We start from the raw sequence: 25,779 nt of genomic DNA on the forward strand, positions 1-25,779 counted from the left end.
GCGCCGAGAACGGCGGCCTGTCGTTCAGTCTCGGGGCTCTGGACGAGCGGATGGGGCCGCTGGGGGCCTATCTGCCGACGCAGTCGGACTTCGCCCTGCCGTCGCGCACCCGCTTTGCGGCGGTCGGGGCGGATGTGGACCTGGGACGCGGCCTCACCCTGTCGGGCGAGGCGGGTTTCGGCCGCACCGAGTTGGAGGGGCGGTTTCTGCACCTGTCGGCCCCGGCGCTCAGCTCCACCTGGCGGGCGTCGTTGCAGTCGGCCTGTCCGACGTGGTCCTTCGCCAAGGCCCTGGGCTGCCGCAGTCTGACGTGGGAGATCTCCCAACCGCTGCGGATCGAGGATGGGACGTTCAGCGCCTATCTGGCCGACGCGCCGCTGGACTATTTCGACCCGGTGACCTTCTCGGAGCGGCGCTTCTCGGCCGCGCCGTCGGGGCGTCAGATCGACTTCAGCGTGCGCAGCCTGCACGCCCTGCCCGGCGGCTCCTGGCTGCAGCTCGAGGCCGTGGCCAGCCGCGAGGAGCAGCACCGCGCGGGCGCCCCGACCGGCTACGCCCTGCTGGGCAGCTGGCGGCGGGGGTTCTGAACTTCCCGCCCACCCCGGCGTCCGCCGGGATGAGCGGGGGTTATAGGGCGCAAGCAAAAAGGCCGGCGATCGCTCGCCGGTCTTTCCTGCTTCCACCTATGGCGTCGTGCCTAGGCGCGCTCCACGCACATCGCCACGCCCATGCCGCCGCCGATGCACAGGGTGGCCAGACCCTTCTTGACGCCCGAACGCTTCATCTCGTGCAGCAGCGTCGTCAGGACGCGCGCGCCCGAGGCGCCGACCGGGTGGCCGATGGCGATGGCGCCGCCGTTAACGTTGACCTTGGCCGGGTCGAGACCCAGCTCCTTGACCACGCACAGCGACTGGGCGGCGAAGGCTTCGTTGGATTCGATCAGGTCCAGATCGGCGACGGTCCAGCCCGCCTTCTCCAACGCCTTCTTCGACGCCGGGATCGGGCCGGTGCCCATGATGGCCGGGTCGACGCCCGCCGTGGCCCACGACGCGATGCGGGCCAGCGGCTCCAGGCCGCGCGCCTTGGCTTCATCGGCGCTCATCAGCACCAGGGCGGCGGCGCCGTCGTTGATGCCCGAGGCGTTGGCCGCCGTCACCGTGCCGTCCTTGACGAAGGCGGGCTTCAGCTTCTCCATCGCCTCGAGGGTGGCGCCGTGGCGGATGTATTCGTCCTGATCCACGACCACGTCGCCCTTGCGGGTCGAGATGGTAACGGGAACGATTTCGTCGGCGAACTTGCCCGCCTTCTGGGCGGCCTCGGCCTTGTTCTGGGAGGCGACGGCGAAGGCGTCCTGAGACGCGCGGTCGATCGACCATTTAGCGGCGATGTTCTCGGCCGTCTGGCCCATGTGATAGCCGTGGAAGGCGTCGATCAGGCCGTCCTGAAGCATGCTGTCCTTGAAGGCCAGTTCGCCCATCTTCTGGCCGTTGCGCAGTTGCGCCGTGTGCGGCGACTGGCTCATGCTTTCCTGACCGCCGGCGACGACGATCCTGGCGTCGCCCTGCACGATCTGCTGATAGGCCAGGGCCACGGCGCGCAAGCCCGAGCCGCACAGCTGATTGAGGCTCCAGGCCGGGGTTTCATTGGCCAGGCCCGCGCCGATGGCCGCCTGACGCGCCGGGCCCTGGCCCGCACCCGCCTGCAGCACCTGGCCCAGGATCACTTCATCCACATCGGAAGCGGCCACGCCGGCGCGCTCCAGCGCCGCCTTGATGGCGACCTCGCCCAGCTTGGAGGCCGGAAGGGTCGACAGGGCGCCGAGGAAGGAGCCGACCGGCGTGCGGGCGGCGGAGACGATGACGACGTCGGTCATTTTATTCACTCCCTGGAGAAATTCTTTGCGCGAGGTTGTGCCGCATTCGCAGGCGCACGTCACCTGTTGCGATGCAGCAATCAGCAAAACGTCATCGCCGCGCCGCACCATCGGCCGGGAACGATGCCCCGTGCCGCGCTTTCAGAAAGGGAAGGAGACGTGATCTTGCCGAAAGCCTCACCATGCTGAAAGCCCTCGCCCGCCGTATCTGCACCCCCGACGATCTGGACATGATCGAACACTACCAGACGCGGGCCGAGCGCCTGGCCGATCTGTGGGTGCACGCCGTGGGCCTGGCGCTGGCGGCGGCGGGCGGCGTGGTTCTGGCCGTTCTGGCCAGCGTCTATGCGGGCGTGGGCGCGGCGGTGTCGACGGCGATCTACGCCCTGTGTCTGGTGGCCATGCTGGCGGCCTCGACCGTCTACAACCTGACCCATCCGTGCGCGGCGCGGCCGGTGCTGCGGCGGCTGGACGAGGCGGCCATCTTCCTGATGATCGCGGGCAGCTACACCCCCTTCACCGCCGTCAGGTTCGAGGGCGCCTGGTCCGTGGGCTTCACCCTGGCGGTGTGGACCATGGCCTTCGTCGGCGCGGGGGTGAAGATGCTGGCGCCGCGCCTGTCCGACGCCTTCTGGAGCGTGATCTACGTCCTGTTCGGCTGGGTGGCGGTGTTCGCGCTGAAACCGATGATCGAGACCGTGCACCCTCTGGCGCTGGGCCTGCTGGTCGCGGGCGGGTTGATCTATACGGCGGGCGTCTTCGTCTTCATCAGCCAGAAGGTGAAGTTCCGGCGCGCCATCTGGCACGGCTTCGTCGTCACCGGCGCGGGCGTGCACTGGGCCGCCGTGCTGATCGGCGTGGTGCTGGTCCAGGCCTGACTCCCCGCGTCAAAGACGGGACTCGCCTTCGCGCGCGCAATGCGGGATGCTTGGGCGTTGCAACATCGCGAGAACAAGCGTGACCGACAAGAAATCCGAGGGCGGAAAAACCCGTGACGGCATGGTCGTCATCAAGAAGTATGCGAACCGGCGGCTCTACAACACCGCCACCAGCGCCTATGTGACGCTGGACGATCTGGCCCGCATGGTGCGCGAAGGCGTGGAATTCGTCGTCTATGACGCCAAGACCAACGACGATCTGACGCGCCAGATCCTGACCCAGATCATCTTCGAGGAAGAAAGCCGCGGCGAGGCCCTGCTGCCGGTGCAGTTCCTGCGTCAGCTGATCGGCTTCTACGGCAACTCCATGCAGGGGGTGCTGCCGTCGTATCTGGAGATGTCGCTGGATACGTTCACGCGCCAGCAGGAGCAGCTGCGCGGCCAGTTCACGCGCGCCTTCGCCGCCGCGCCCGGCGGCAATCTGATGGAAGAGGCCGTGCGCCAGAACATGGCCATGTTCGAGCGCGCCATGCGGATGTTCCCCGGCTTCGCCTATGGCCGTCCCGAAGGCGAGACGACCGAGACGCCCGCCGCCGAACCCAAGGCTGAACCGGCCAAGGAAGGCGCGGCGCTGGACGAGATGCGCCGCCAGATGGACGAGATGCGGGCTCAGATCGACCGCCTCGCCCAATCCAAGGGCTGAGGCCGAGGTGACGGATGAAATCCGTCCCATCGGCGCGGCGGGGCCGCTGAACGACCCTGTCGTGGACGACCGCCGCGAAGGCGACCGCCGCCATCGCGAGCGGCGGCGCGCGCGCGCCCTGGTTCCGACCGAAGCCTCGTCGTCGCAAGAGGCGGCCGATCCTGCCGCCTCCCCGGCAAAGCCTGCCGTCACCCCGCCTCCGCCGCCCGCGGCCTTCGCCGCCCAGGTGCTGGGTCAATCGGGGCAGAAGCGCGGGCTGAAGGGCGGCGCGCCGGTGCTGGACGCCGCACGCACCACCTATCTGGGCCGGGAGTATTCGGGGCGGCACGACCGGCGCCCCTCGCCGGGACGATCACGCAAGACCGAGATCTGACGCCGCCTGGCGCCCGACTTGCGTAGGCCAAGGCTCAACCGCCTTCGGATCGCGCCATGCCCGCCGTTTTCAGCCTCGCCGCCCGCCTGCTCGACGTCACCGTGGTGGCCGTGATCTTTCTGGCGTTCAGCTAGGAGGCTCCTTCCCTCCCGCCGTCATCCTCGGGCTTGACCGAGGATCCAGTTGTCCGCCTGCCCGACGGCCGGGAGTGAGGGCGTCGCTGCGCTCGATCCTCGGGTCAAGCCCGAGGATGACGGCGTAGGGGTAGCGTTCTTAGAACTCGCTGATGTCGCCCGGACGGCGCGAGCGGGACTTCAGCCACATCACGCCCAGCAGGTCCGAGAAGGACGCCCGCAGCCGCCCCCAGTTGGTGTATTTCGACCGGCCCGTCTCGCGGTGGCGGTGGTCGACGTCGAGGTAGCGGTTCTCATACCCCTCGCGGATCATCAGGGCCGGCAGGTAGCGGTGGATGTGATCGAAGTAGGGCAGCCGCAGGAAGACGTCGCGACGGAACGCCTTCAGCCCGCAGCCCGTGTCGTCGGCGTCGTCGCCCAGCAGCTTCTTGCGGATGCGGTTGGCCCACAGCGACGCCTGGCGCTTGGCGTTGGTGTCCTGACGCTTGGCGCGCACCCCGCCGACCAGGGCGACGTTGGGCGGCGCGGCCAGCAAGGCGTCGGCCAGACGCGGCGCATCGGCGGGCGGGTTCTGGCCGTCGCCGTCCAGCGTCACCACGATCGGCGCCCGCGCGGCCAGGACGCCGGTGCGCACCGCCCGGCTCTGCCCCGCATTGGTTCCGTGCGACAGCACCCGCAAGGCGGGTAGTTCGGCCATCGCCGCCTGCAGCTCGGCCAGGGTCGTGTCCCGACTGGCGTCGTTGACGAAGATCATCTCATAGGACCGCCCGGCGAAGGCCTCGGCGATTTCGCGCGCCAAGGGCACGGCGGCGCCGGATTCATCATGCACGGGCACGACGACGGAAATGTCGGGCGAAGAAGCGGAGCGGTCGATCATCGGCCCTCCTTAGCGCAGGCCGCGCTCCGACGAAACGGCGCGTCCACAGCCGATGAAGAAGCTGAAGCTTCCGGGCGCCGCATCCGGCGTGATACGACAGCGGCATGAACCGCCCGAACCTGGATCATTACATCGCCGGCTGGCGCGGCCCTGTCCTTGCGGCCCTGCTGGCCCTGATCGCCGGCCTGCCCAGCCTGATGCTGTTGCCGCCGCTGGACCGGGACGAGAGCCGCTTCGCCCAGGCGACCGCCCAGATGCTGGAAGGCGGCGACTATGTCGACATCCGCTTCCAGGACGATCCGCGCTGGAAGAAGCCCATCGGCATCTACTGGATGCAGGCGGCGGCCGTGGCCGCGACCTCGGACGTCGAGGACCGCAACATCCAGCCCTATCGCCTGCCGTCGCTGCTGGGGGCCATGCTGGCGGCCTGGGCCGTGGCCTGGGCGGGCGCAGCCCTGTTCGGCCAGAGGGCGGGCTTCCTGGCGGGCGCCATGCTGGGCGCGACCTTCCTGCTGTCGACCGAGGCGGGCATCGCCAAGACCGACGCCATGCTGGCGGGTCTGACCACCCTGTCGATGGCGGCGCTGGCGCGCATCTACATGTCCACGCGGGCGGGCGAGAAGGCGAACCGGCTGCACAAGCTGCTGTTCTGGGCGGGCATCGGCCTGTCCATCCTGATCAAGGGGCCGATCGGCCTGCTGGTCGTGGCCCTGACCATCATCGCCCTGTCGCTGTGGGATCGAAACATCAAGTGGCTGGGCCAGCTGGGCTGGGGCTGGGGGTTGCCGCTGGTGGCCCTGCTGGTCGGCCCCTGGGCCATCGCCATCACCATCGCCACCGACGGCGGCTTCTGGCGCGAGGCCATCGGCGGCGACCTGGCGCCCAAGATCGCGGGCGCCCACGAAAGCCACGGCGGCTTCCCCGGCATGTATGTGCTGCTGTCGCCGCTTCTGCTGTTCCCCGTCACCCTGATGCTGCCCGCCGCCCTGTCGACAGGCTGGCATCGCCGGGCCGAACCCGCGATCCGCTTCGCCGTCTGCTGGCTGGTCCCGGCCTGGCTGATGTTCGAGCTGGCCCCGACCAAGCTGTGGCACTACACCCTGCCGACCTTCGGGGCGATCGCCCTGCTGGCCGCCGCCGCCCTGACCCAGCCGATCGGCAAGGTCTCGCGCGTGACCGGCGCCTTGCTGGGCCTGTTCGCCGCCGTAGTCATCTGCCTGATCACCGTCTACGGCCTGACCGAGTTCGGCCGCTCGACCGCCCAGACCTGGGCCACGGTCACCATCGTCTTCGCCGTCATGGCGGCCGCCGTGGGCGGCTTCCTGCTGGTCAACCGCGCGGCCATCACCGGGGTGCTGATCGCCATCTCCTTCGGCATACTGGCCCACGCGGGCCTGGCCGGGACCATCCGCCAGCTGCGTCCGCTGTCGATCGCCCCGCGCCTGGTGCAGACGCTGGACTCCGCCGAGCTGAACCCCGCCCAGGGCCGTTATCCGGGGCCGGTGGCCATCACCACCTTCCATGAGCCCAGCTTCGTCTTCCTGACCGGCAAGGACACCCAGCTGACCGACGGGGCCGGCGCCGCGCGCGCCCTGGCCGAGGGCCGCCCCGCCATCGTCGAGGCCCGCGACGACGAGGCCTTCCGCCGCGCCCTGGCCGATCTGGGCGCCGCCGGGCGGGCTGTCGGCGTGGTCAGCGGCCACAACTATTCCTCGGGCGACGACATGCGCCTGACCGTCTACGCTCCCGCCGGATCGGGCCAGCGGAGCACGAACCAGGGGAGCCCCCGCCGATGAGCCGCTTCATCCAGATCGTCGAGGTCGGCCCGCGCGACGGCCTGCAGAACGAGAAGACGGTGCTGGAGCCCGCCGTGCGCGCCGACTTCGTCCAGCGGCTGGAGGCGGCCGGGGCCAGGCGCATCGAGGCTGTCAGCTTCGTCCACCCCAAATACGTGCCCCAGATGGCGGGCGCCGAAGAGGTCATGGCCGCCCTGCCCCGCACCGACGGCCGCAGCCGCATCGGCCTCGTCTTGAACGGCAAGGGCTATGACCGCGCCCTGGGCACGGCCGTCGACGAGGTCAACGTCGCCATGTCCGTCACCGACGGCTTCGGCCTGAAGAACCAGGGCCTCAGCGTCGACCAGCAGGTGCAGATGCTGTCCGAGATCGTGGCGGGTCGCGCCAATGCAGACGGCGCGCCGGGCGCGACGCCGAAGCTGTCCGCCACCCTGTCCTGCGTCTGGGGCTGTCCGTTCGACGGCGAAGTTTCAGTCCAGCAGGTCAGCGACCTGGTCGCCCGCATCGCCGCCCTGGGCGTCGAGGAGATCGCCCTGGCCGACACCATCGGCGTCGGCGATCCGTGGAGCGTGACGAAGAAGGTCGAAGCCGCCCGCAAGGCCGCGCCCGACGCCACCTTGCGCCTGCACTTCCACGACACCCGCAACACGGGCCTCGCCAACGCCTATGCGGGCGTGGAGGCGGGCGTCGACGTGCTGGACGCCTCGGTCGGCGGCATCGGCGGCTGCCCCTTCGCCCCGGGGGCTACTGGTAATTTGGCGACCGAAGACCTCGTTCATGCCCTTCATCGCGGCGGCTTCGAAACCGGCTATGACCTAGAGGCTTTGATCGATACGGCACGCTGGATAAGCGGCCATCTAGGTCATGACGTGCCTAGTGCCGTGTGCCGTGCGGGCAAGTGGATGCCCTAATTGACTGCCATGCCTGCGCGTAAAACCATATTGATCGACGCCTACAATATTGCCATGCTGAAGGGCACAGGCATTGCCACCTATGGTCGCAACCTTGTACGTGATTATCAGTTCATGGGCCATGATTGCGCCCTGTTGCTAGGCGGCGATACTCTCGGCGCTTTGAGCACGCCGACACAGCGGGAAAAAATGGTCGGCAACCATAGGCCACCTCGCTTCAGAAAAGCTTGGCGTATACTAAACCGCATTGCACCAATGGTCGCCGATCCAGAACATCCAAAGCGTGTGGGCAACACCTCGCAGATAGGCTGGCCAGAGCGTATGCCCAAGTCATGCGAGCTTTGGCACAGCAACAATCTTTATAAAGACGCCCAGAAGATTTTCCGCCTCACAGGCAGACCGCTAGAAATCGAATTGCCTGCCAGCGCACGTACCGCACTAGCCCACTGGACCTCACCACTTCCGATTGTCGCCAAGGGCATACCCAACGTCACGACCCTGCACGACATCATTCCACTGACGCACCCTACTCTCTCCCAGAACGATTTGGCCCGTTACAAAGCGCTTTTGAAATCCACCCTCGAACGATCTGATAGAGTCATCACTGTTTCCGAATATAGCCGCCAGGCCATCAGTGATTATTTCGATATCGACGAAAACAAGATTTACAACGCCCATCAATCTATCGACACGCAGCACCACCCCCGCCCACAAATACTTCTTGAAAACGCCCTCCATCCGGACAATTACTTCGTTTTCAGCGGAGCAATTGAGCCCAAAAAGAATATCACGCGCATGCTGAAAGCCTATGCCGCCAGCAATTCACGCCTTCCTTTTGTGGTGATAGGCCACGGCGGATGGGACAACGCCGAAGATATAGCTTTACTCACGCTCATGGCTGAAGAGAAGCAGATCATTTGGCTTTCTTATCTAGAGCGTGATGAGCTGATGACCCTTGTAGCAAACGCCAAGGCGATGGTTTTTACTTCGCTTGCAGAAGGCTTCGGCCTTCCAGCTGCAGAGGCGATAACGCTTGGCACACCAGTGCTAGCATCCAGCATCCCTGCCCTACAAGAAGTCTGCGGCAAAGCCGCAATCTACGTCAACCCCTTGTCTGTCGAAGAGATAGTCGAAGGTTTCAGATCTATTGATATTTCAGATAGTCGCTATCAGGCCGCGCACCAAGCTTCACTATTGGATGACCATCGCTTCTCGACCGATCAGCACGCCGCAAGGCTTGCAGAAATCGTCATGCATCTGATCTGAGTTGCAGAACCTCAGCCATTATTAATCAGGTGTTTGCACAACTACCCTCGCCTTGGTATCAACCCAGAGAATGATCCCTAGCCGGCCGCCCTCTTTGCCCTCGAAATTCCTTTCCCGCCATCCACGGATCATCGGCGCACTCATGATGCGTGAAACCATGACCCGCTTTGGCCGGGAAGGGCTGGGTTTTCTTTGGCTTGTCGGCGAACCTCTGGCCTTCTGTTTGGGCGTTATCGCCCTTTGGACCATCCTAAAACCTCCCTATGAGCACGGCATCCGTGTCGGAGCGTTTGTGATGACGGGCTATATGAGTCTGCTGTTATTGAGACACCAGATCAGCTTCGCGATGAACGCGTTGAACGCCAATGCAGGCGTGCTTTACCACCGCCACGTCAAGCCCATGCACATCTACCTGTCGCGAGCTATTCTAGAATTCGCGGGCAGCACGCTTGCACTGGTTGTGATCTATGCTTTGCTACTGGCCTTTGGGCAGGTTTCTCTACCAGCCAATATTGGCCTTGTGTATGCGGGCTGGTTCATTCTAGCTGCTTTGGGTTTTGGCATGGGCCTCATCATGAGCGCCATGGCCATGCGCTTCGAAACCTTCGAACGACTGTCGCAACTGATCACTTATTTGCTAATCCCGCTGTCGGGAGCTTTCTTCATGGCCGATACGTTGCCGCCGGGCCTTCGTGAATATTATCTTCTCATCCCCCTGCCCCACACAGTCGAGATGATTCGTTCAGGTGTGTTCGGCGAGTTCGTCGCTACCCACTACTCCATCACCTACCCCCTAGCATGGGCGGGCGGCCTTATTACGCTCGGTCTCATCTTGTTGAAAGTCTTTAAGGATCGTGTCGATGTTGAATAGATCGGCCAATACTGAAAATGGCTCGCTCACGCGACTTGGCGATCTACCGGGAACCAACAACCGTAAGAAGGGTTTTTCCTCGCGCGTGCCGTGGGTATTCGTCACTATCGTTGCCATTCCGACGCTGATTGCGGCCATCTATTTCGGTATTTTAGCGCGCCCGATTTACGTGGCAGAGGCTCAGTTTGTGGTTCGCTCGCAGCGTGAGAATACCCCCAATGCGCTTGGTATGGCGCTGCAGGGTATCGGCCTTTCGACTTCCTCTTCTGACTCCTTCCTGGCCCACAGCTATCTGAAGTCGCGTTACGCGCTTGAAGCCGTGTCCAAGGATGTTGAAATCCAGAACATCATTCCCAACGCCGGAAACCTGTCGAAGGAGCGCCTCTACAAGGCTTTCCAGAAGCGAATCGTCGTCGGTGTGAATTCTGCCGATGGTATCAGCACCCTGCGCGTGCGCGCCTATGACGCCGGCACGGCCCAAGATGCAGCCAACGCCATGCTTGATGGCGCTGAGAACGTTATCAATGACCTGAACGAGCGCTCTTCAGCAAAGACGCTGGTGGAAGCTCAAGAAACCTTCTCCCTCGCGGAACAACAGCTTCAAAAGACCACCCAGGCCGTTGCAGAGTTTCGTCGTGCTAACCAGACCGTCGATCCTGTTCGTATGGCCACAGAAAGCGGTCAATTGCTGGGCGGTCTGATGCTTGAAATCGCACAGGCCAAGGCCCAGCGAGCGACCATTGCCTCGCAGTCGCCTTCCAGCCCGATGCTGCCGCAACTCGACGCCCAGATCCGCGCTCTGGAAACCCAGCTGCAGAACGAACGCTCCGCACTGTCCTCTGGCACCGGCTCAGTCGCCAACCAGATTTCGACCTATGAGGATCTGGTTCTGCAACGCGAGATTGCCGAGCGTGCACTGACCGCGGCCAAAGCCTCTCTGGAAGAAGCTTCTGTCGAAACGCGTCGTCAGAAGCTCTACCTCGATCGTATCGTCCCTCCCCAACTGCCCGACGAAGCGACCGAACCGCGCCGCCTCTACAACATCTTCCTAACCCTGCTCAGCGCCCTGCTTGTCTATGGCGTGGTTGCCCTGCTGTGGGCCAGCGTTCGGGAACACAAACAGTCATGATGCCCGAGCCGCACACTGCTGCGGTGACGGTTTCGCGACTTCGCATGGCCTATCCCAGCAACCCAAAACGGCCTGTCCTCAATGGTATCGACTTTGAAGTCCGCCTTGGGGAGCGCTGGGCGCTGCTTGGTCGCAATGGTCAGGGTAAATCCACGCTGATCCGTTTGCTTGGCGGTGTGGTTTCACCTACTGCGGGTACCATCGACTGGAAGGTCGCATCGTCCTGGCCTATTGGCTTTGGGGGCGGCTTTCAGGGCAGTTTGACGGGCCTGGACAACATCCGCTTTTTGTCCCGTCTCTACGGTCAGGATTATCGCATCCTTCTCGACAAGGTCGACGACTTTGCACAACTGGGATCGCGACTGCACACGCCGGTCAAACACTATTCCTCGGGTATGCGCGCGCGCCTGGCCTTTGGTCTGTCGCTCGCCATCGAGTTTGACTGCTATCTGATCGATGAACTCGTCGCCGTTGGTGACGCCTCCTTCCAGCGTCGCTGCAGCGAAGAATTGTTCGAGCTGCGTAAAAACCGCACCTACATCATCGCCTCGCACGACACGAACCTGATCTCTCAGGTTTGTGATAAGGCCCTTGTCATCGAAGGCGGTACCGCACGGGCGTTCAACGATGTCGATGAAGCTCTCGAAATTTACGCCTGGCTGAAAGCCGCTTGATGACTGAGTCTATTTTTCTGTTCATCGTTCCTAACAAATTGTCCGGCGAGTGGAGTGTAGCCCTCCGCCAGTTGGCCACCAACGTGGGCTGGACGGTCGAGGAAGTGATCCACGAGATTTCCGCGCAGGATATTGCCGACAATTCCAAGCGCATCTGGCTCAGTGAAAATGCAGACCATTTCGTAAACGCACCTATTGAACAGTGCTGGTACACCGACCAGCCAGGGGCGAGTGTTCTGGAACTCTTGCGCCACTATTCGCCTGATGAGGATGAGAGCCATGTGGCTGGTCGTGCCAGCATCTTTTTAGCGCAACGTAACACCTTGCGTCTGCGTGGTGCGCGTCCACTTAAAATCGGTACGGAACAGAGGCTGACGAGCGAGCTGCCACCGATTCTGTTGGTAGCTGGCCACTATCAAGAGGACACCAGCTACTGGAACTATTTCGAGAATCCAGCTTACGAGACAGTCACTATCCCCACACAGTCTTTGCGGCTTGGACAAACTCGCAGTGACCGTGGTGATGCTATCTTCGATCTACTCGGCCCCAATCGTCAGATCATAGCTGGTCCATACTTCTATGTACCGGGTGGCCTCTGGAAAGTGAAGCTCGAGTTCGCCATCTCGAACATCAAGTCGCCAATCGAATTTGCTGCCCTGTGGCCTCACGAGGGTGGCGATACTTTCGACTTCCGCATTGAAGAAGACGGCGTCTATGCGCTGGAACTCGAGAGAGAGCTACCTGAAGATTCGCAGATCGTGCTGTCGATCAGCACGACCCACTCTGTGCTCTACGGTGAACTAGAAGTGCTCTCGCTGGCGGTCACACTCTTAGCGTGACGCCGCGACCTTAATGTCGTCGATCAAACGCACATCCGCGCGGAGAACCTTCATCCTGTTGGCGATCACGCCGTTGAACATCGGGCAAATGAAATAAAGCCCATTGTGCAGGTATTTGGGATGGGACTGATACCAGCCTAGCGCCACCAGATAAGTCGCCACATCTTTAAAGATATAGGTTCCTGCCGAGGCGTGCTCCGAAATCACGACCTTTTCGCGCGCTTCTACGACAATGCCACCCTCTTCGCGCAGGTAGCTGTAGGAGGGCGAGGTGGCGGCAAAGGTCAAACCAATCGCTCCAGCCGAAGGATCGGCCTCCAGAAGGGCCTGAGGGCTCTGCAAATCGCTTTCGTAAAGGATATCTGCAAGATCGACGACGAGTGTCTCATCTGGCTTAGCCAGGCCGCAACCTGCCAAGACAGAGAAGGCTGCGCCATTGGTGTAAGCGCTCAAGAATACCTGACGCGATGCCGGATAGTACTTGCGTAAATACCGTTCGGTGAAGGCGCGGGTAGCCTCTGTATCGTACAGGACGAACACATAACCCGCACCGTCATCACCGCCCAAAGCGCGCCATGGACGGCTTTCCAAGCAGGCCTGTAGGAGCGTCGTGCCCCTGTAGGGGATCTCGGCCTTAACCTGACCATCCGACAGGATGAAGTCCGGCCCCGCCAGAGGCACGATGATCATTTAAGCACCCCGTGCTAGATAAGCAGCCAAATCTTCCGGCGTACCAAGTCCATGCATGGCAGTTTGCGGCACTTCGTACACACCGATACGCGCGCCCTTCGCGATCATGTAGTTATAGACGGGGCAAGTGTAGAACTCATTATTTACACGGTCATTACGCACGATCATGTCTATGGTAGAGGCTACGAATGTGTCACCGCGACGGAACAGATAGACACCTACAGTCGCCAGATCCGAAATTGGCTTTTTCTCAGCCACCTCAGTGACAAGTCCATTGGCGTCCAGCTTTGCGAACGACCATTTGGGATCCATTGTCGGGTCACGGAAGACGAGGATCGAGCCGTCCAGATCGCGGCGTATACAGTCGGCAACAAAGTCTTCAACATTGAAATCGACATACTGGTCGGAATTGGCCACCAGCAGTGCGTCTTCGTTATCGATCGCTTCGCGCGCAAGCAGCAGAGTGCAGGCCGTGCCTTCGGTCAGTTCTTCGACAGGGTGGATCGTCACACCACGGGCATTCAAGCTGCTGACCGCAGCATCACGACCGACAACATGCTCCTTGCGGAGCAGAGTGTGAGTTTTGGCCCCTTTGACAGCCATGTTCTCAATGACCAGATCGATCATCATGCGGCCTTCGACAGGAATAAAGGGCTTGGGATCGGGGAAACCCGCCTTGGCAAAACGGCTGCCTTGGCCGGCCGCAGGAATCACGATGTTCAAGGACGCCTTCTTGCGTTGGAGGCTGTTGGCCATATTGTCCTCGAACTCACGGATTTTGTCCGGCGAATAGAAGCTATGATAGTCTGTCGAAGCAATATAAAAGGACGCCACCTTACCGCCCGCCAAGATCACCTCGTTGAGGGTCGAAGAAACGTAATAGAGGCCGTTGACCTCGTTCATTTTCAGCAGAACGCTCTGCGCGCCCTCGAAGAAAGTCTTGGCACTACGGAAGTAGTAGAACCCTGCAATGGCCGAGCGGCTGATGACGCGCTTCTCGGCGGTAAAGGTAACGGTTCCATCCTCATCGGTACGTGCATAAGACCAGCGCGGATGGACGCTGTCGAAGGTAATGACGCCTGCATCCGCACCTTGCGAACGGAAATGAGCAAGAGCATCTGCGTAGTTCACGTCGATAATCTGGTCACCATTAGCGACGATCAGTTCATCTTCCATATCCAGTTCGTCGGCGGCTAACAGGGCGCTGCACAGACCGCCGCGGGTCTGGCCCGTTACGGTGATGATCTTGGCTTCATTGCCCGCAATCAGACGTAGCGTGCCGTCCAGCGAATAGGATGTCACATCATCCTTTGAGACGACAAAGTGGAAGGAGGCCCCGGAGAGGGTATCACTCAGATCGTCCACCACACGCTCGATCATCGGGCGGCCCATGACCTCGATCAAGGGTTTGGGGAAGAAGAACTGATCAGCGGGGAAGAAGGCCGACTTTGCAGCCATAGGAATGAGGATTTGCATCAGCTTACTGCCTCGGCCATAGCCTGTTTGATACGGGCATATTCGACATCATCGGGCGTACCGATCACCAGGACTTGCGCACCGGATGCACGCGCGGCCTGAATGCCGTGTTCGTTGTCTTCAAGGATCAGGGTCTCGTGCGGTTGCACGCCCAGTTCCGACATGGCCTTCAGGTACATTTCCGGATCCGGCTTGGCCTTGGACACATCTTCGTTGGAGACGATGAGGTCGAGGTGCTGGGACAAATCCGATAACTCCATCATCAGTTCGATAGTCTTGCGGATCGAGTTCGAACACACCGCCATCTTCATGTCATCATCGCGCAGACGGCTGAGCGCAAAGGCATGGTTGAAGGTCGGCTTGCAGCGCTGGATAGCAATCTCAGCGGTACGCTTCTGCTTCACCTGATTTATAACCGAGTGCAAACGCCGCGGCAGCCCGCGCGTTTCGGTCAGCATTTCCAGCTTGGTACGGGTGGGCAGGCCGTCATAGGTCGACAGGTGAGCGTCGCGACCGATCTCCATCCCGAACAATGCCAGCGCATCGTTCAGTGCCTCATAGTGCCAGTCTTTGGCGTCGATCAAGACACCATCCATGTCGAAAAGTATGGCTTTAATCATGATCTGCGCGCGTCCTTATCGACAAAAAAGCGTTCAAATTCCTCGGGAAAGTCGGTGCACACCATGGGCATGATATCGTCTTCCTTGAGACTCTCTTTCCAGCGTGCCCAAATATCTTTGTAAGGGCGACCATGGAGTTCGGGGGACACAATCGCAGCCGCCTTGCCCGATGCCAGAGCCATGCTGAACAGGGCATCATCGTCGCGCCCAGTAAAGCAATCCCACCAGATGCCTGACATGTCAGCATCGAGGACAGAGGCTTCCTCATATTCGCTACGGCGTCCAAAAGTGGTCATGCCTGCGCGGATGTAGTGGAGGCTATCCGGTATCGACATATCAAAGACAAAGTAGCGACTGATATTATGCTTTGCCAAGGATACCGTAAGCGCTTTTGTCAGTCCGTCGGACTTGATATTCAACGCCAGCACAGTGCCCGCACCATGATCGTTATATAGCTTCAGAAAAGCGTCAAAAGTCAGTTCATCTCCTGTCGGGATATCATGACTGATAACCAGTTGACCGCCTGTATCGCGCACGTCGGTCTCAAGGCCGTAGCCAGCCTTCCACGCACGCATGAAGGCCTCAACCGAGTTCTTTTCATTGGCCGTCAGCCACCATCCGCGGTGCGCCAGAATATCCATGGTCATTTCTTTCGTACCTTGGATTTCTTGAAATTTTGACGCATGGCCTCAATATGCTCGCCCATACGGGTCTCATGAGAAAATTGGGCGGCAGCAATAGCGGCAATCTCTTCGAATCTTTCGATATCACCATCCAGAGAGAGTTCGCGCAGCAGGTAGAAGAGCACCTCGAAACCGCGACCGCCATTCTCGACAACCGAAAGCATTTCCCGGATGCCCGCCTCGCGCTCGCCGCAGTGGATATACGAGACGGCCTTAAGCTCAGTCATCGCCATAGTACACGGCCCCTCGTCCATTTCCATATTGATTACCGCGTGATGATTTCCCGAAAAATACTTCAGATAAAGAGCGTTAAATCTTTGCTTGTTATTGAGAACATCAACATTGACCTTAGAAAATCGGACATCTAACTCATAGCGATCGCTACGGCGCTTCCAATGCCCCCAGTATTCGTCATAGGAATCGATACGGAAGTTACGTGGCACAACATTCAGTTCACAAAGCGACTGATACTCCGCCTCGATCCCGCCGATCTTTGCAGTATCGTGCAGGAATGCAACGTTAGCCGAAACCTCGCCCATATATTCAATCACGTACTGACGATAGGCTTTGCCCAGAACCTCATAGTCATAGGCCGAGAAATCATCGCCGCAGCCCGTGCGTAGACGAAAGCGGTGATCGTGACGTTCAAACGGGCTCGACTTGGGCTGGATGAGCGATTTGTAAAACTGGTATTCTGGAAAGATGTTGAAATAGTCCACAGAGTTCGTATCGGCGATAGAGGCAGACACGAAACGCTCTATGTGACGCGGACAGAGCGCCAGCACACGGTCCTCGAAGAAATACGGACAGCTGTCATCTACACCCGAAACCAGCGAGCGGTCCTCAAAGAATGGACTGCTCCATGCGGCTAACAACAGATCCAGATAACGGCCGATATTCTCGGGCGAACCGAAATTGTGGTCAGCCCGCAGCCGCACTGTATGCGCACTCTCCGAGAACGCCTTAAGCCCCGTAATGATCTGGGCGCGCTGGGCCAGATAGCTGCCCACGTCGCGATTGTTGATCACAGACAGATAGGCCGGAGGCATGGTCTCGACATAGGTGGGCTCCAGAGCATCGGACCCAAGCGCCTTCATGTGCGGTATATCTTCAAGCCACGTCGAAACCACGACCTGACTAAGCTTGGACTCAGCAGCACGCAGACCTTCTACCAGAACAGAAAAAACCTGCTCATCTCGTACCTGGCCGGTCAAAAGTACATTTATCTTCATCAGGCGAGCTCCCTGCGCGTCATGCCGTCTTGCTGCGGCTGTCGTGTTGTTTTTGACAGAATAACAAGAACTTACTGAGATAAACCTTGACCCTTTTGTTCAAGTGACGCACGACGGTACGAGGCACTCGTCTCAAGATCCCCCATATCCTCATACGCCATGCTCATCTGCAACAGTAGGTCAGCATCAGGGGCCGACAAACTTGCCGCACGATCATAGGCTTCGATTGCCGCAATCGGACGACCAGTATCTTTCAACATATTGCCTAGTTGCACCCAAAAGGCCTTTGCCATTGGGCTCAACTCAAGCCCTTTGCGATAGAGTTTGGCGGCGTCGCCATAGTTGCCGCTATCGCGTTCTCTATCGGCCTGCTTGAAGAACTCACGCGCCTTGTTGTGACGTGCACGTTTGCCAAATCCGAGGCTGTAGAGCAGGCCGCCATTCGGGCGGACATCCATATAGTAGGATGGAGCAACGAGTTGAGCGATCTGCCCGTCACGGGCTAGACGCAAGCCCACGAATACAACTGGTACAGCCAGTACACCTCCTTGCTTGATACGAAACTCGACGATCTCTGCCTCAGCTTCGACCGAAAACTTCATCATTAAGGAGGATTCACTCAGCTTTACACTTCTGGCCACAAGAACTTTACCACCTTCGGCTACGATCTCGATAGCGGCCGGGGTGTTTGAAGCCTCGGTCGAAGTCTTGAACAGGAAGGTAGCTTCATAGTTCCCGGTAGGGATACGGATATAGGGTCCAAAGACAACGTGGCCGCCAGCATTGATCAGCGGGAATTGGATGCCCTCAGAAGTGTGCGTACCACCAATTGTATGAAAATCCTTGGAGGACAGTTCCACATATGACAGCGGGCTCGATGCATGACTGCTTTTCAAGCGCTCCGAAAGATTGCCATCCGCTTCCAATGCCGCACGAAGAGTTACGATGTCATAGGTCGTGACGTAGTTTTCGCCAAAGTCGAACAGCACATCACGTTGAAACTCAGGTTTGGCGACCTCACGCCCTTCGAGAGGCGCAGGAACATCCAGGAGCGGCTCGGGCTGCCCCTGAAGGCTTGCCATCATCTGTCGACAAATCAGATCAAGCGTATACTGTTTAGCGATCTTAAGTTGAGTTTCGACAACTGCAGCTTCGGTCTTGGGATCAAGTACGCTGGCCACACGCTTGGCGAGCACATTAATATCCATCTCCGGAACGCTTAGCGGATGCCAAGACAGTAATTCCTTCATGGCCGTACGCGTGCAGGCAACTACAGGAACCCCACACAACATGGCCTCAAATATAGGCAAACCGAATCCTTCGTGCTCAGACAAGCACACAAAGACATCAGCGTGATTATAATACTTCTTCAGATCCTCTTCGGTCACCTCACCGGAGAAGTTGACAGTCACCCCCGCCGCAGCGCTTTTTTGGCGCTGTTCCAGAACGGCATTAAAGCCCCCTGCCGATGCATCTTTACGCCCCACAAAATCGAGACGCACCGGACGTCCAATCTCCTTGCTGACTTTTTCAGCCAAGGAGATGCAGTGCAAATGCCCCTTGTGAGCGACAACACGGCCCACGAACAGCATATGGAACTCATCGCCCTGCTGTTTCTTGCCCCGCAGCGGCACATCTCGCGTGGCATAGCGACTGCCTGGATAGACGACCTTGACTTTTTCGTTCCGCCCACCGAGGACGACGAGTTGTCGAGCTGTAAATTGAGAATTTACCCAAAATTCAAGGCCCTCCACCTGCGCCAGCCTGTGGATATTCTCAAACCCGCGAACGCAGCGATCGGCGACTTTCACGTCATAAGGAGCATAGAACCATGGCGGAGTGTTGTTATGCCAGCGCACAATCGTGCGACCTTTGAATCTACGTTCAATCAAAAACTGATCGAACGCGCTCCACCCGTCACAAAAATGATAGATAACTAAATCAAATCTATCCATTTCTGAATAAAATTTTTCAATAGGGCTGATCCGAGATTCCGGATACCTGCTTTGCTCGAATTTTTCAGCAAATAAGCTTACACTCCCCTCGCCCAGCGCCTGCTTCAGAATATTGTATTCAAAGACAGCATCGTAGCCTATAGAGTCGCTTTTCTCGAACAAACCTTGAACGACTATTGCGACCTGCCCAAGTTTCAGGGAGGCAGAAGCCATCATCGAACTCTTTCGTTGTAACGCGTAAGGGAGATTAACCCCCTCCCTATCACTGATTGCGACTGGAGCAAGCCCAAGGCTTCATATAAGCGAAAACTACAGGTTCAATAGAGTAGGATCGCCGCCCTGGGCGGCGATGTTGATGCTGATGGCCTTTTCAGCGGCGTAGCGGATCAGGCTGTTGGGGCCGCCGGCCTTGGGACCGGTGCCGCTGAGGCCTTCGCCGCCGAAGGGCTGGACGCCGACCACCGCGCCGATGATCGAGCGGTTGACGTAGACGTTGCCCGCCGGGACCAGCTCCATCACTTCCTTGGCGAAGGCGTCGATGCGGCTGTGGACGCCCAGCGTCAGGCCGAAGCCGCGCGCCGCCAGCTTACCGGCGACCTTCTCCAGATCCTTCGGCTCATAGCGGTAGACGTGCAGGATCGGGCCGAAGACTTCACGCTCGAGGAAGTCCGGGGTCGGGATCTCGGCGATGGTCGGGGCGAACAGGTCGCCCTTGTCGGCGCCGGCCGGCAGTTCCGCGCGGGCGATGATCTTGGCTTCCTTGGACAGGCGCTCGACGTGGGCTTCCAGGTTGGCGCGGCTTTCGGCGTCGATCACCGGGCCGATGTCGGTCTTGGCGTCGGTCGGGTCGCCCAGCACCTGGGCGGCCAGGGCGCCCTTCAGGCCCTCGATCAGGGCGTCGGCCGAATCCTTGGGCGCATAGAGGACGCGCAGGGCCGAGCAACGCTGACCGGCCGAGCCGAAGGCCGACAGGATGACGTCGTCGATGATCTGTTCCTTCAGCGCCGTGGTGTCGACGAACATGCCGTTCAGGCCGCCCGTCTCAGCGATGAAGGGGATGATGGCGCCCGGACGGGCGGCCAGGCCGCGGTTGATCGCCGAGGCGGTGTCGGTGCCGCCGGTGAAGGCCACGCCGTCGACGCCCGGATGGTTGGTCAGGGCGGCGCCGACGGTCTCGCCGCGGCCGGGGACCAGGGCCAGCAGGTCGGGGTTCAGACCGGCCTTGTAGTAGAGGCGCACCGCTTCGGCGGCGATCAGCGGCGTCTGCTCGGCGGGCTTGGCCACGACGGCGTTGCCGGCGGCGAGCGCAGCGGCGATCTGGCCGGTGAAGATGGCCAGCGGGAAGTTCCACGGGCTGATGCAGGCGAAGACGCCGCGGCCGTGCAGCACCAGCTCGTTGGTCTCGCCGGTCGGGCCCTTCAGGGTCTGGCGGCCGCCGAAGTCGCGCTCGGCCAGCAAGGCGTAGTAGCGGCAGAAGTCTGCGGCTTCGCGCACCTCGGCCACGCCGTCGTTCAGCGTCTTGCCCGCTTCACGCGACAGCAGGGCGACCAGACGGTCCAGATCGGCTTCCAGGGCGTCGGCCATGGCGCGCAGGACGGGTGCGCGGCCCGCGCCGCCCAGACGATCCCAGGCGAGCTGAGCATTGGCGGCGGTGTTGACGGCCAGATCGACGTCTTCGACCGAGGCTTCCGACACATGGCCCAGCACGCGCGAGCGGTCATAGGGGTTGGTGACGTCCTGGGCGTTCACCCCGGCGCGCAGCTTGCCGCCGATGATCGGGCCGGCGGTCAGCTTCTCGCTGTCGACGCGCTCCAGAGCCGCCGCATGACGCTCGCGGTCGGAAGCCTGCGAATAGTCGCGGCCGAGGGAGTTCTGGCGGTCACCGTAGATGTTCATGGGTACAGGGATCTTCGGATGGCGGTCAGGCTGGGCCTCGACCGAGGTGATGGGATCGGCGGCCACGTCGGCCGCAGGCACGCGCTCGTCCAGCAGGGCGTGGACGAAGGAGGAGTTGGCGCCGTTCTCCAGCAGGCGGCGCACCAGGTAGGGCAGCAGCTCTTCGTGGCCGCCGACGGGGGCGTAGGCGCGCACGACCACGTCGCCCCACTCGGCCTTGGCGCCGTCATAGAGGGCCTCGCCCATGCCGTGCAGGCGCTGGAACTCGATGGTCACGCCGCGATCGGCGGCCATGCGGTGCACGGCAGCCAGGGTGTGGGCGTTGTGTGTGGCGAACTGCGAGAAGATGTAGGGCGAGGCCTCGATCAGCGCCTTGGCGCAGACCAGATAGTTCAGGTCGGTCGCCGGCTTGGTCGTGAAGACCGGATAGTCGGTGCGGCCGTTGACCTGGGCCAGCTTGATCTCAGTGTCCCAATAGGCGCCCTTGACCAAGCGCACCATCAGGCGACGGCCCGAGGACTTGGCCAGTTCGGCCAGCTTGGCCACCGTCTCGGTCGTGCGCTTCTGATAGGCCTGAACCGCCAGGCCGAGCCCCTGCCAATCGCCCAGCGCCGGTTCGCGCGCCAGCCGCTCCAGCAGCTTCAGCGACAGGGCCAGACGGTCGGCCTCTTCGGCGTCGATGGTGTAGTTGATGTCGTATTTGGCGGCGATCAGCGCCAGGCGCAGGATGCGGGGATACAGCTCTTCCCACACCCGGTCTTCCTGCACCGCCTGATAGCGCGGCGACAGGGCCGACAGCTTGACCGAGACGCCGTGGCCGCGCTCGGGGCCTTCGCCCTTGGCGGTCTTGCCCACGGCCTCGATGGCGTCGGCGTAGATCTTTTCATAGCGCTCGGCGTCGGCGGCGGTGCGGGCGCCCTCGCCCAGCATGTCGAAGCTGCACAGCCAGTTCTCGCGGTCCGACCGCTTCAGGGCCGCCTCGATGGTGCGGCCGACGACGAACTGCTCGCCCATGATCTTGACGGCGGTGGCGACGGCCTGGCGGATGACCGGCTCGCCCAGACGCCCGACCAGACGCTTGAGGAAGTTCGGCAGGTCGCTGCGGGCTTCATCGTCGACGTCCACCAGCTTGCCGGTCAGCATCAGGCCCCAGGTCGAGGCGTTGACGAACAGGCTGTCGGACTGGCCCATGTGGCTGGCCCAGTCGGCGGAGCCGATCTTCTCGGCGATCAGGCGGTCGCGGGTGTCGGCGTCAGGCGTTCGCAGCAGGGCCTCGGCCAGGCACATCAGAGCCAGACCTTCGCGGGTGCCCAGGCTGAACTCCTGCAGGAAGCTTTCGACCACGCCCTGGCGCTTCTGGCTCTTGCGGGCGCTTTCGACCAAGCCGACAGCATCGTTCAGGACCGCCGCGCGACCGTCAGGCGTCAAGGGTTCGGCGGCCAGCAGTTCGGCCACCACCTCACGTTCGTCCCGGTACTTGTTCCGGTCCAGCTCATCCCAATGGCGAAGATCGGTCGGCGTCATGAAATCCATCCTGTGAATTTCCGCATATATGGCGACTGAGACCGAATGTGCATCGCATGATTGCGACATATGCCGCACAGAATTCGGCGGCGCGTAGAATCTTCTGGAAAAACCCTCAACCAAAAATGAGGTGCGGCTCAACATGGCCGTTCGCGAAGAGGTGAAGCCTGTTCACACCCTGCTCTATCATGCCGTCTCGCCTTCGTCATGCGGAGCGTCTAGAAGTTTCGCCTCCGCGAAACGGCTCAAGGCCCTATCGACTTCATGCGCATTGTTCTGGTCACCGACGCCTGGGAGCCTCAGGTCAACGGCGTCGTCCGCACCCTGACCCGCACCGTGGCCGAATGCCGCGCCATGGGCCATGAGGTGGAGGTCATCGAACCCAGCCAGTTCAAGACCATTCCCTGCCCGACCTATCCCGAGATCCGCCTGGCCCTGGGCGCCGAGGAAGAGATTCGCGAGCGCCTGCGCGCCTTCGAGCCCGAAGCCGTCCACATCGCCACCGAAGGCCCCCTGGGCATCGCCACGCGGCGCATCTGCGTGGAATGGAAGCTGCCGTTCACAACCAGCTATCACACCAAATTCCCGGAATACGTCTCGGCCCGTTTCCCGATCCCGGTGCAGGTCGGCTACGCCTATATGAAGTGGTTCCACAAGCCGTCGGGCCGGTTGATGGTCGCCACGCCGACCCTGCGCGACGAACTGGTCGAGCACGGCTTCAAGAACGTCTCGCCCTGGACGCGCGGCGTGGACACCGAGCTGTTCCGCCCCGACCTGGAGCCGATCTACCAGGAGATGGGCGGTGAGAACTGGCCGCGCCCCTTCTTCCTGAATGTCGGTCGGGTGGCGGTCGAGAAGAACATCGAGACCTTCCTGGGGCTGGATCTGCCCGGCACCAAAATCATCGTCGGCGACGGCCCGGCCCGCGCCGAGCTCGAAGAGAAGTATCCTGACGCGAAATTCCTCGGCGCCAAGTTCGGCGAGGATCTGGCGCGCTGCTTCGCCGACGCCGACGTCTTCGTCTTCCCCAGCTGGACCGACACCTTCGGCCTGGTGATCCTGGAGGCCATGGGCACAGGCACCCCTGTCGCCGCCTATCCGGCGCACGGCCCCATCGACATCATCCCCGGCTCGGGCGCGGGCTTCATCGACGACGACCTGAAGACCGCCTGCCTGAAGTGCCTGGAGCTCGATCGCAAGGACGTCCGCGCCTATGCGGAGAAGTTCAGCTGGCGCGCCTCGGCCGAGCAGTTCGTCGAAAACCTGCAGCCCTATCCCGAGCCCGCGCGCGGTCGCTTCTGGCGTCGCCTGCGCCGGGTGGCGCGGCTGCGGCGGCGCGTCGCCGCCTGATCAGTCGGGCACGCCGCAGCGCGGCCCCACGTCGCCTCGGTAAAGGCGGGTCAACGTGGCCAGCATGTCGTCGAATGTCATGTCCAACGCCTGGCGCGTCTGAACCGTGGGCTTCAGATAGACCGACCGACCGACGGCGCTCCGCTCCAGCAGGTTGCGCTCGACCAGATCGTTGACCCGGCGGTGGATCGTCGACACCGGAATGTCGAGGACGCCGGCCAGCGCCGACAGGTCATAGGGCCGTCCCTGAATGTCGCCGACGATGATGGTCCGCACGATCAAGGCGTCCAGGGGACCGCCCCACAGCCCTGTTTCCATCGCATAGAACCGGTTCAGGCACTCGATCACCTGAGCCTGCGCGGCCGCCTTGATGCGTTCCTCCGCATCCGGTTCCATCACGCCCCATCCTCACCGCCTGCACCGTCGCAGCCTAGGCTCGGCGGCGACCTTTGCAAAATGGAAAGCTCCGATCTCCGGCGCACAAATCCTTCGGCTATCGTCCTCAGTCAGGCGGAAGGGCGAGCCGTCCGCGACGTCTTGAGGAGGGCGAGAATTTGACCAAGCACATCTTGGTGGTCGGCGGGGGCATCGGCGGGACCATGACCGCCAACAGTCTGGTCGCGAAGCTGTATCCTGAAATCGCCAGCGGCAAGGTGAAGGTCACCATGCTGAGCGATTCTCCGTGGCACTATTACAAGCCCGCGTTCATGTATGTGGCCTTCGACATGTTCTTCAACGAAGAGCTGCGCCGCAAGCAACGCAACCTGCTGCGCCCCGAGATCGACTTCATGGTCGACAAGGTGGTGCAGTTCGACTTCGCCGGTTCACGCGTCAAGACCCAGAGCGGTCAGGTCATCGGCTATGACTACATCGTCGTCTCGACCGGCTGCCTGCCGGCGCCGGAACGCATTCCCGGCCTGAAGGAAGCGGGCGACTACTTCTATCAGCACGACCCGGCCCGCCAGTTGGCCGACAAGCTGCGCCGGTTCGAGAAGGGCCGGATCTTCATCACGGTGAACTTCCCCGAGACCCCGAACGTGCCGCACCAGTGCGGCATCGCCCCGATCGAAACCACCCTGATGCTGGACGAGTACCTGCGTCGCCGGGGCATCCGCGATCAGGTCGAGATCGTCTACACCTATCCCAGCGTGGCCCAGCTGTTGCGCAACTGCCTGTTCCTGCAGCAGGAGACCTGCGAGATCCTGCCCTCCATCTTCGAGAGCAAGGGCATCAAATACCAGCGCGGCTTCACCCTGAACTCGGTCGATCCCGACAAGAAGATCGCCACCTCGGCCGAAGGCAAGGAAGAGGGCTTCGACCTGCTGATGTGCACCCCGCCCATCCGGGCGGTGGACGCTGTGCTCGAAAGCGGCGTGTCCCAGGCGGCGAACAACGAAGGCTGGCTGCCCACCGACCGCCAGACGCTGCAGATGGAAGGCTATCCGAACGCCTATGTCATGGGCGACACCGTCGACCTGCCGGTCAGCAAGGCGGGCGGCTCCTGCCACAACCAGTGCCCGGTGATCGTCAACAACATCGCCGGCGACATCCGCATCGGCCGCACCGTCGACGCCTATGACGGCAAGGTTCAGGCCGTCGCCCAGATGGGCCTCGAGGTCGGAATGCCGCTCTGGTACGACTATGACGAGGACGTCCACCCCACCCCGCCGACCAAGGTCGGGGGCCTTCTGCGCAAGGCCTTCAACCGCGGCATCTACTGGTCCGTCGCCCGCGGGATCGTCTGATCCATGGCCGCAGACACTGAAACCAAGGGGAAAGACACCATGAGCACCGCCAAAACCACCGCCCCCGCACCGGCCATCGTCATCGACGAAGCCACCGAGCGCGGCGTCCAGCATCTGATCGACAAGGCCGCTCCCCTGCTTCAGGGACAGCGTTTCGACAACGTCATCGACCTTCTGTCCCTGCTGTCGGACGCAGTCGACATGTCGGACGACGCCATGATCCAGAAGCTGATGAAGGTCTATGAGGAGGGCGTCGGCGCCGCCTGGACCCTGGGCAACGCCGC

23 protein-coding genes and 1 pseudogene are annotated in these 25,779 nt (G+C 61.6%); 14 read left to right on the plus strand and 10 right to left on the minus strand.

The window, feature by feature from the left end:
• Positions 1-587, plus strand: a pseudogene (locus BDIM_RS02285) (S8 family peptidase); the annotation flags it as partial.
• A 110-nt stretch (positions 588-697) separates the two neighbouring features.
• Here the strand turns inward: BDIM_RS02285 and BDIM_RS02290 are convergent.
• Positions 698-1,873: an acetyl-CoA C-acetyltransferase gene (locus BDIM_RS02290; RefSeq protein ID WP_003163947.1), complete on the minus strand. Its 1,176-nt coding sequence runs from the start codon at positions 1,871-1,873 to the stop codon at positions 698-700.
• Between the two features lie 182 nt (positions 1,874-2,055).
• Here BDIM_RS02290 and trhA point away from each other — a divergent pair, with 182 nt between their 5' ends.
• From trhA to BDIM_RS02305, 3 genes are all read left to right on the plus strand, one after another.
• On the plus strand, positions 2,056-2,751 hold the full coding sequence (gene trhA, locus BDIM_RS02295; RefSeq protein WP_003163949.1) for a PAQR family membrane homeostasis protein TrhA: 696 nt from the start codon (positions 2,056-2,058) through the stop codon (positions 2,749-2,751).
• Between the two features lie 121 nt (positions 2,752-2,872).
• Positions 2,873-3,454, plus strand: a complete 582-nt coding sequence (phaR, locus tag BDIM_RS02300) for a polyhydroxyalkanoate synthesis repressor PhaR (protein WP_050796605.1) — start codon at positions 2,873-2,875, stop codon at positions 3,452-3,454.
• 7 nt (positions 3,455-3,461) lie between these two features.
• On the plus strand, positions 3,462-3,827 hold the full coding sequence (locus BDIM_RS02305) for a hypothetical protein (RefSeq protein ID WP_003163951.1): 366 nt from the start codon (positions 3,462-3,464) through the stop codon (positions 3,825-3,827).
• Positions 3,828-4,100: 273 nt separating this feature from the next.
• Here the strand turns inward: BDIM_RS02305 and BDIM_RS02310 are convergent, their stop codons facing one another.
• Positions 4,101-4,838, minus strand: a complete 738-nt coding sequence (locus tag BDIM_RS02310) for a glycosyltransferase family 2 protein (RefSeq protein ID WP_003163952.1) — start codon at positions 4,836-4,838, stop codon at positions 4,101-4,103.
• A gap of 104 nt (positions 4,839-4,942) precedes the next feature.
• Between BDIM_RS02310 and BDIM_RS02315 the strand changes: the two genes are divergently transcribed.
• From BDIM_RS02315 to BDIM_RS02350, 7 genes are all read left to right on the plus strand, one after another.
• Positions 4,943-6,634: an ArnT family glycosyltransferase gene (locus BDIM_RS02315; RefSeq protein ID WP_003163953.1), complete on the plus strand. Its 1,692-nt coding sequence runs from the start codon at positions 4,943-4,945 to the stop codon at positions 6,632-6,634.
• Positions 6,631-7,545: a hydroxymethylglutaryl-CoA lyase gene (locus tag BDIM_RS02320; RefSeq protein ID WP_003163954.1), complete on the plus strand. Its 915-nt coding sequence runs from the start codon at positions 6,631-6,633 to the stop codon at positions 7,543-7,545. The genes BDIM_RS02315 and BDIM_RS02320 overlap by 4 nt, the downstream gene beginning before the upstream one ends.
• 9 nt (positions 7,546-7,554) lie before the next feature.
• A complete protein-coding gene (locus BDIM_RS16970; protein WP_115616126.1) occupies positions 7,555-8,811 on the plus strand; it encodes a glycosyltransferase family 4 protein in 1,257 nt (418 codons plus the stop codon).
• Positions 8,812-8,953: 142 nt separating this feature from the next.
• Positions 8,954-9,682 (plus strand): ABC transporter permease, encoded by a 729-nt coding sequence (locus BDIM_RS02335; protein ID WP_003163959.1) that lies wholly within the window; start codon positions 8,954-8,956, stop codon positions 9,680-9,682.
• Positions 9,672-10,811 (plus strand): KpsE/RkpR family capsule polysaccharide export protein, encoded by a 1,140-nt coding sequence (locus BDIM_RS02340; protein ID WP_081461816.1) that lies wholly within the window; start codon positions 9,672-9,674, stop codon positions 10,809-10,811. Before BDIM_RS02335 ends, BDIM_RS02340 begins: the two co-directional genes overlap by 11 nt.
• Positions 10,808-11,485, plus strand: coding sequence for an ABC transporter ATP-binding protein (locus BDIM_RS02345; protein ID WP_248601198.1), 678 nt, complete (start codon positions 10,808-10,810; stop codon positions 11,483-11,485). Before BDIM_RS02340 ends, BDIM_RS02345 begins: the two co-directional genes overlap by 4 nt.
• On the plus strand, positions 11,485-12,324 hold the full coding sequence (locus BDIM_RS02350) for a hypothetical protein (protein WP_040344581.1): 840 nt from the start codon (positions 11,485-11,487) through the stop codon (positions 12,322-12,324). The genes BDIM_RS02345 and BDIM_RS02350 overlap by 1 nt, the downstream gene beginning before the upstream one ends.
• Here the strand turns inward: BDIM_RS02350 and BDIM_RS02355 are convergent.
• The 7 genes from BDIM_RS02355 to putA form a co-directional block, all read right to left on the minus strand.
• Positions 12,316-13,014, minus strand: a complete 699-nt coding sequence (locus BDIM_RS02355) for a glycosyltransferase family protein (protein WP_003163964.1) — start codon at positions 13,012-13,014, stop codon at positions 12,316-12,318. The genes BDIM_RS02350 and BDIM_RS02355 overlap by 9 nt on opposite strands.
• A complete protein-coding gene (locus BDIM_RS02360; protein ID WP_040344582.1) occupies positions 13,015-14,490 on the minus strand; it encodes a glycosyltransferase family 2 protein in 1,476 nt (491 codons plus the stop codon).
• Positions 14,490-15,110, minus strand: a complete 621-nt coding sequence (locus BDIM_RS02365; RefSeq protein ID WP_003163966.1) for an HAD family hydrolase — start codon at positions 15,108-15,110, stop codon at positions 14,490-14,492. Before BDIM_RS02365 ends, BDIM_RS02360 begins: the two co-directional genes overlap by 1 nt.
• Positions 15,107-15,751 (minus strand): PI-PLC domain-containing protein, encoded by a 645-nt coding sequence (locus tag BDIM_RS02370; RefSeq protein WP_040344583.1) that lies wholly within the window; start codon positions 15,749-15,751, stop codon positions 15,107-15,109. The genes BDIM_RS02365 and BDIM_RS02370 overlap by 4 nt, the downstream gene beginning before the upstream one ends.
• A gap of 2 nt (positions 15,752-15,753) precedes the next feature.
• A complete protein-coding gene (locus tag BDIM_RS02375; RefSeq protein WP_003163968.1) occupies positions 15,754-17,025 on the minus strand; it encodes a 4CSP family protein in 1,272 nt (423 codons plus the stop codon).
• Between the two features lie 71 nt (positions 17,026-17,096).
• Complete coding sequence (locus tag BDIM_RS16975; RefSeq protein ID WP_003163969.1) at positions 17,097-19,196, minus strand: glycosyltransferase family 4 protein; 2,100 nt, start codon at positions 19,194-19,196, stop codon at positions 17,097-17,099.
• 93 nt (positions 19,197-19,289) lie between these two features.
• Positions 19,290-22,400 carry a bifunctional proline dehydrogenase/L-glutamate gamma-semialdehyde dehydrogenase PutA gene (putA, locus tag BDIM_RS02395; protein WP_040344773.1) on the minus strand — a complete coding sequence of 1,037 codons (3,111 nt, stop codon included), beginning with the start codon at positions 22,398-22,400 and terminating at the stop codon, positions 19,290-19,292.
• Positions 22,401-22,664: 264 nt separating this feature from the next.
• Between putA and BDIM_RS02400 the strand changes: the two genes are divergently transcribed.
• Positions 22,665-23,750, plus strand: a complete 1,086-nt coding sequence (locus BDIM_RS02400; protein WP_003163972.1) for a glycosyltransferase family 4 protein — start codon at positions 22,665-22,667, stop codon at positions 23,748-23,750.
• Here the strand turns inward: BDIM_RS02400 and BDIM_RS02405 are convergent, their stop codons facing one another.
• Positions 23,751-24,146: a hypothetical protein gene (locus BDIM_RS02405; protein WP_003163973.1), complete on the minus strand. Its 396-nt coding sequence runs from the start codon at positions 24,144-24,146 to the stop codon at positions 23,751-23,753.
• 158 nt (positions 24,147-24,304) lie between these two features.
• On the opposite strand from BDIM_RS02405, the gene BDIM_RS02410 reads away from it, so the two are divergent.
• Together BDIM_RS02410 and BDIM_RS17785 are read left to right on the plus strand one after the other, a co-directional pair.
• Positions 24,305-25,495, plus strand: coding sequence for an NAD(P)/FAD-dependent oxidoreductase (locus BDIM_RS02410; RefSeq protein WP_003163974.1), 1,191 nt, complete (start codon positions 24,305-24,307; stop codon positions 25,493-25,495).
• Between the two features lie 39 nt (positions 25,496-25,534).
• Positions 25,535-25,779 (plus strand): hypothetical protein (locus tag BDIM_RS17785; RefSeq protein WP_040344775.1); only part of this gene is annotated, 245 nt, incomplete at its 3' end.

The organism is Brevundimonas diminuta ATCC 11568 (assembly GCF_000204035.1).
Lineage (GTDB): Bacteria > Pseudomonadota > Alphaproteobacteria > Caulobacterales > Caulobacteraceae > Brevundimonas > Brevundimonas diminuta.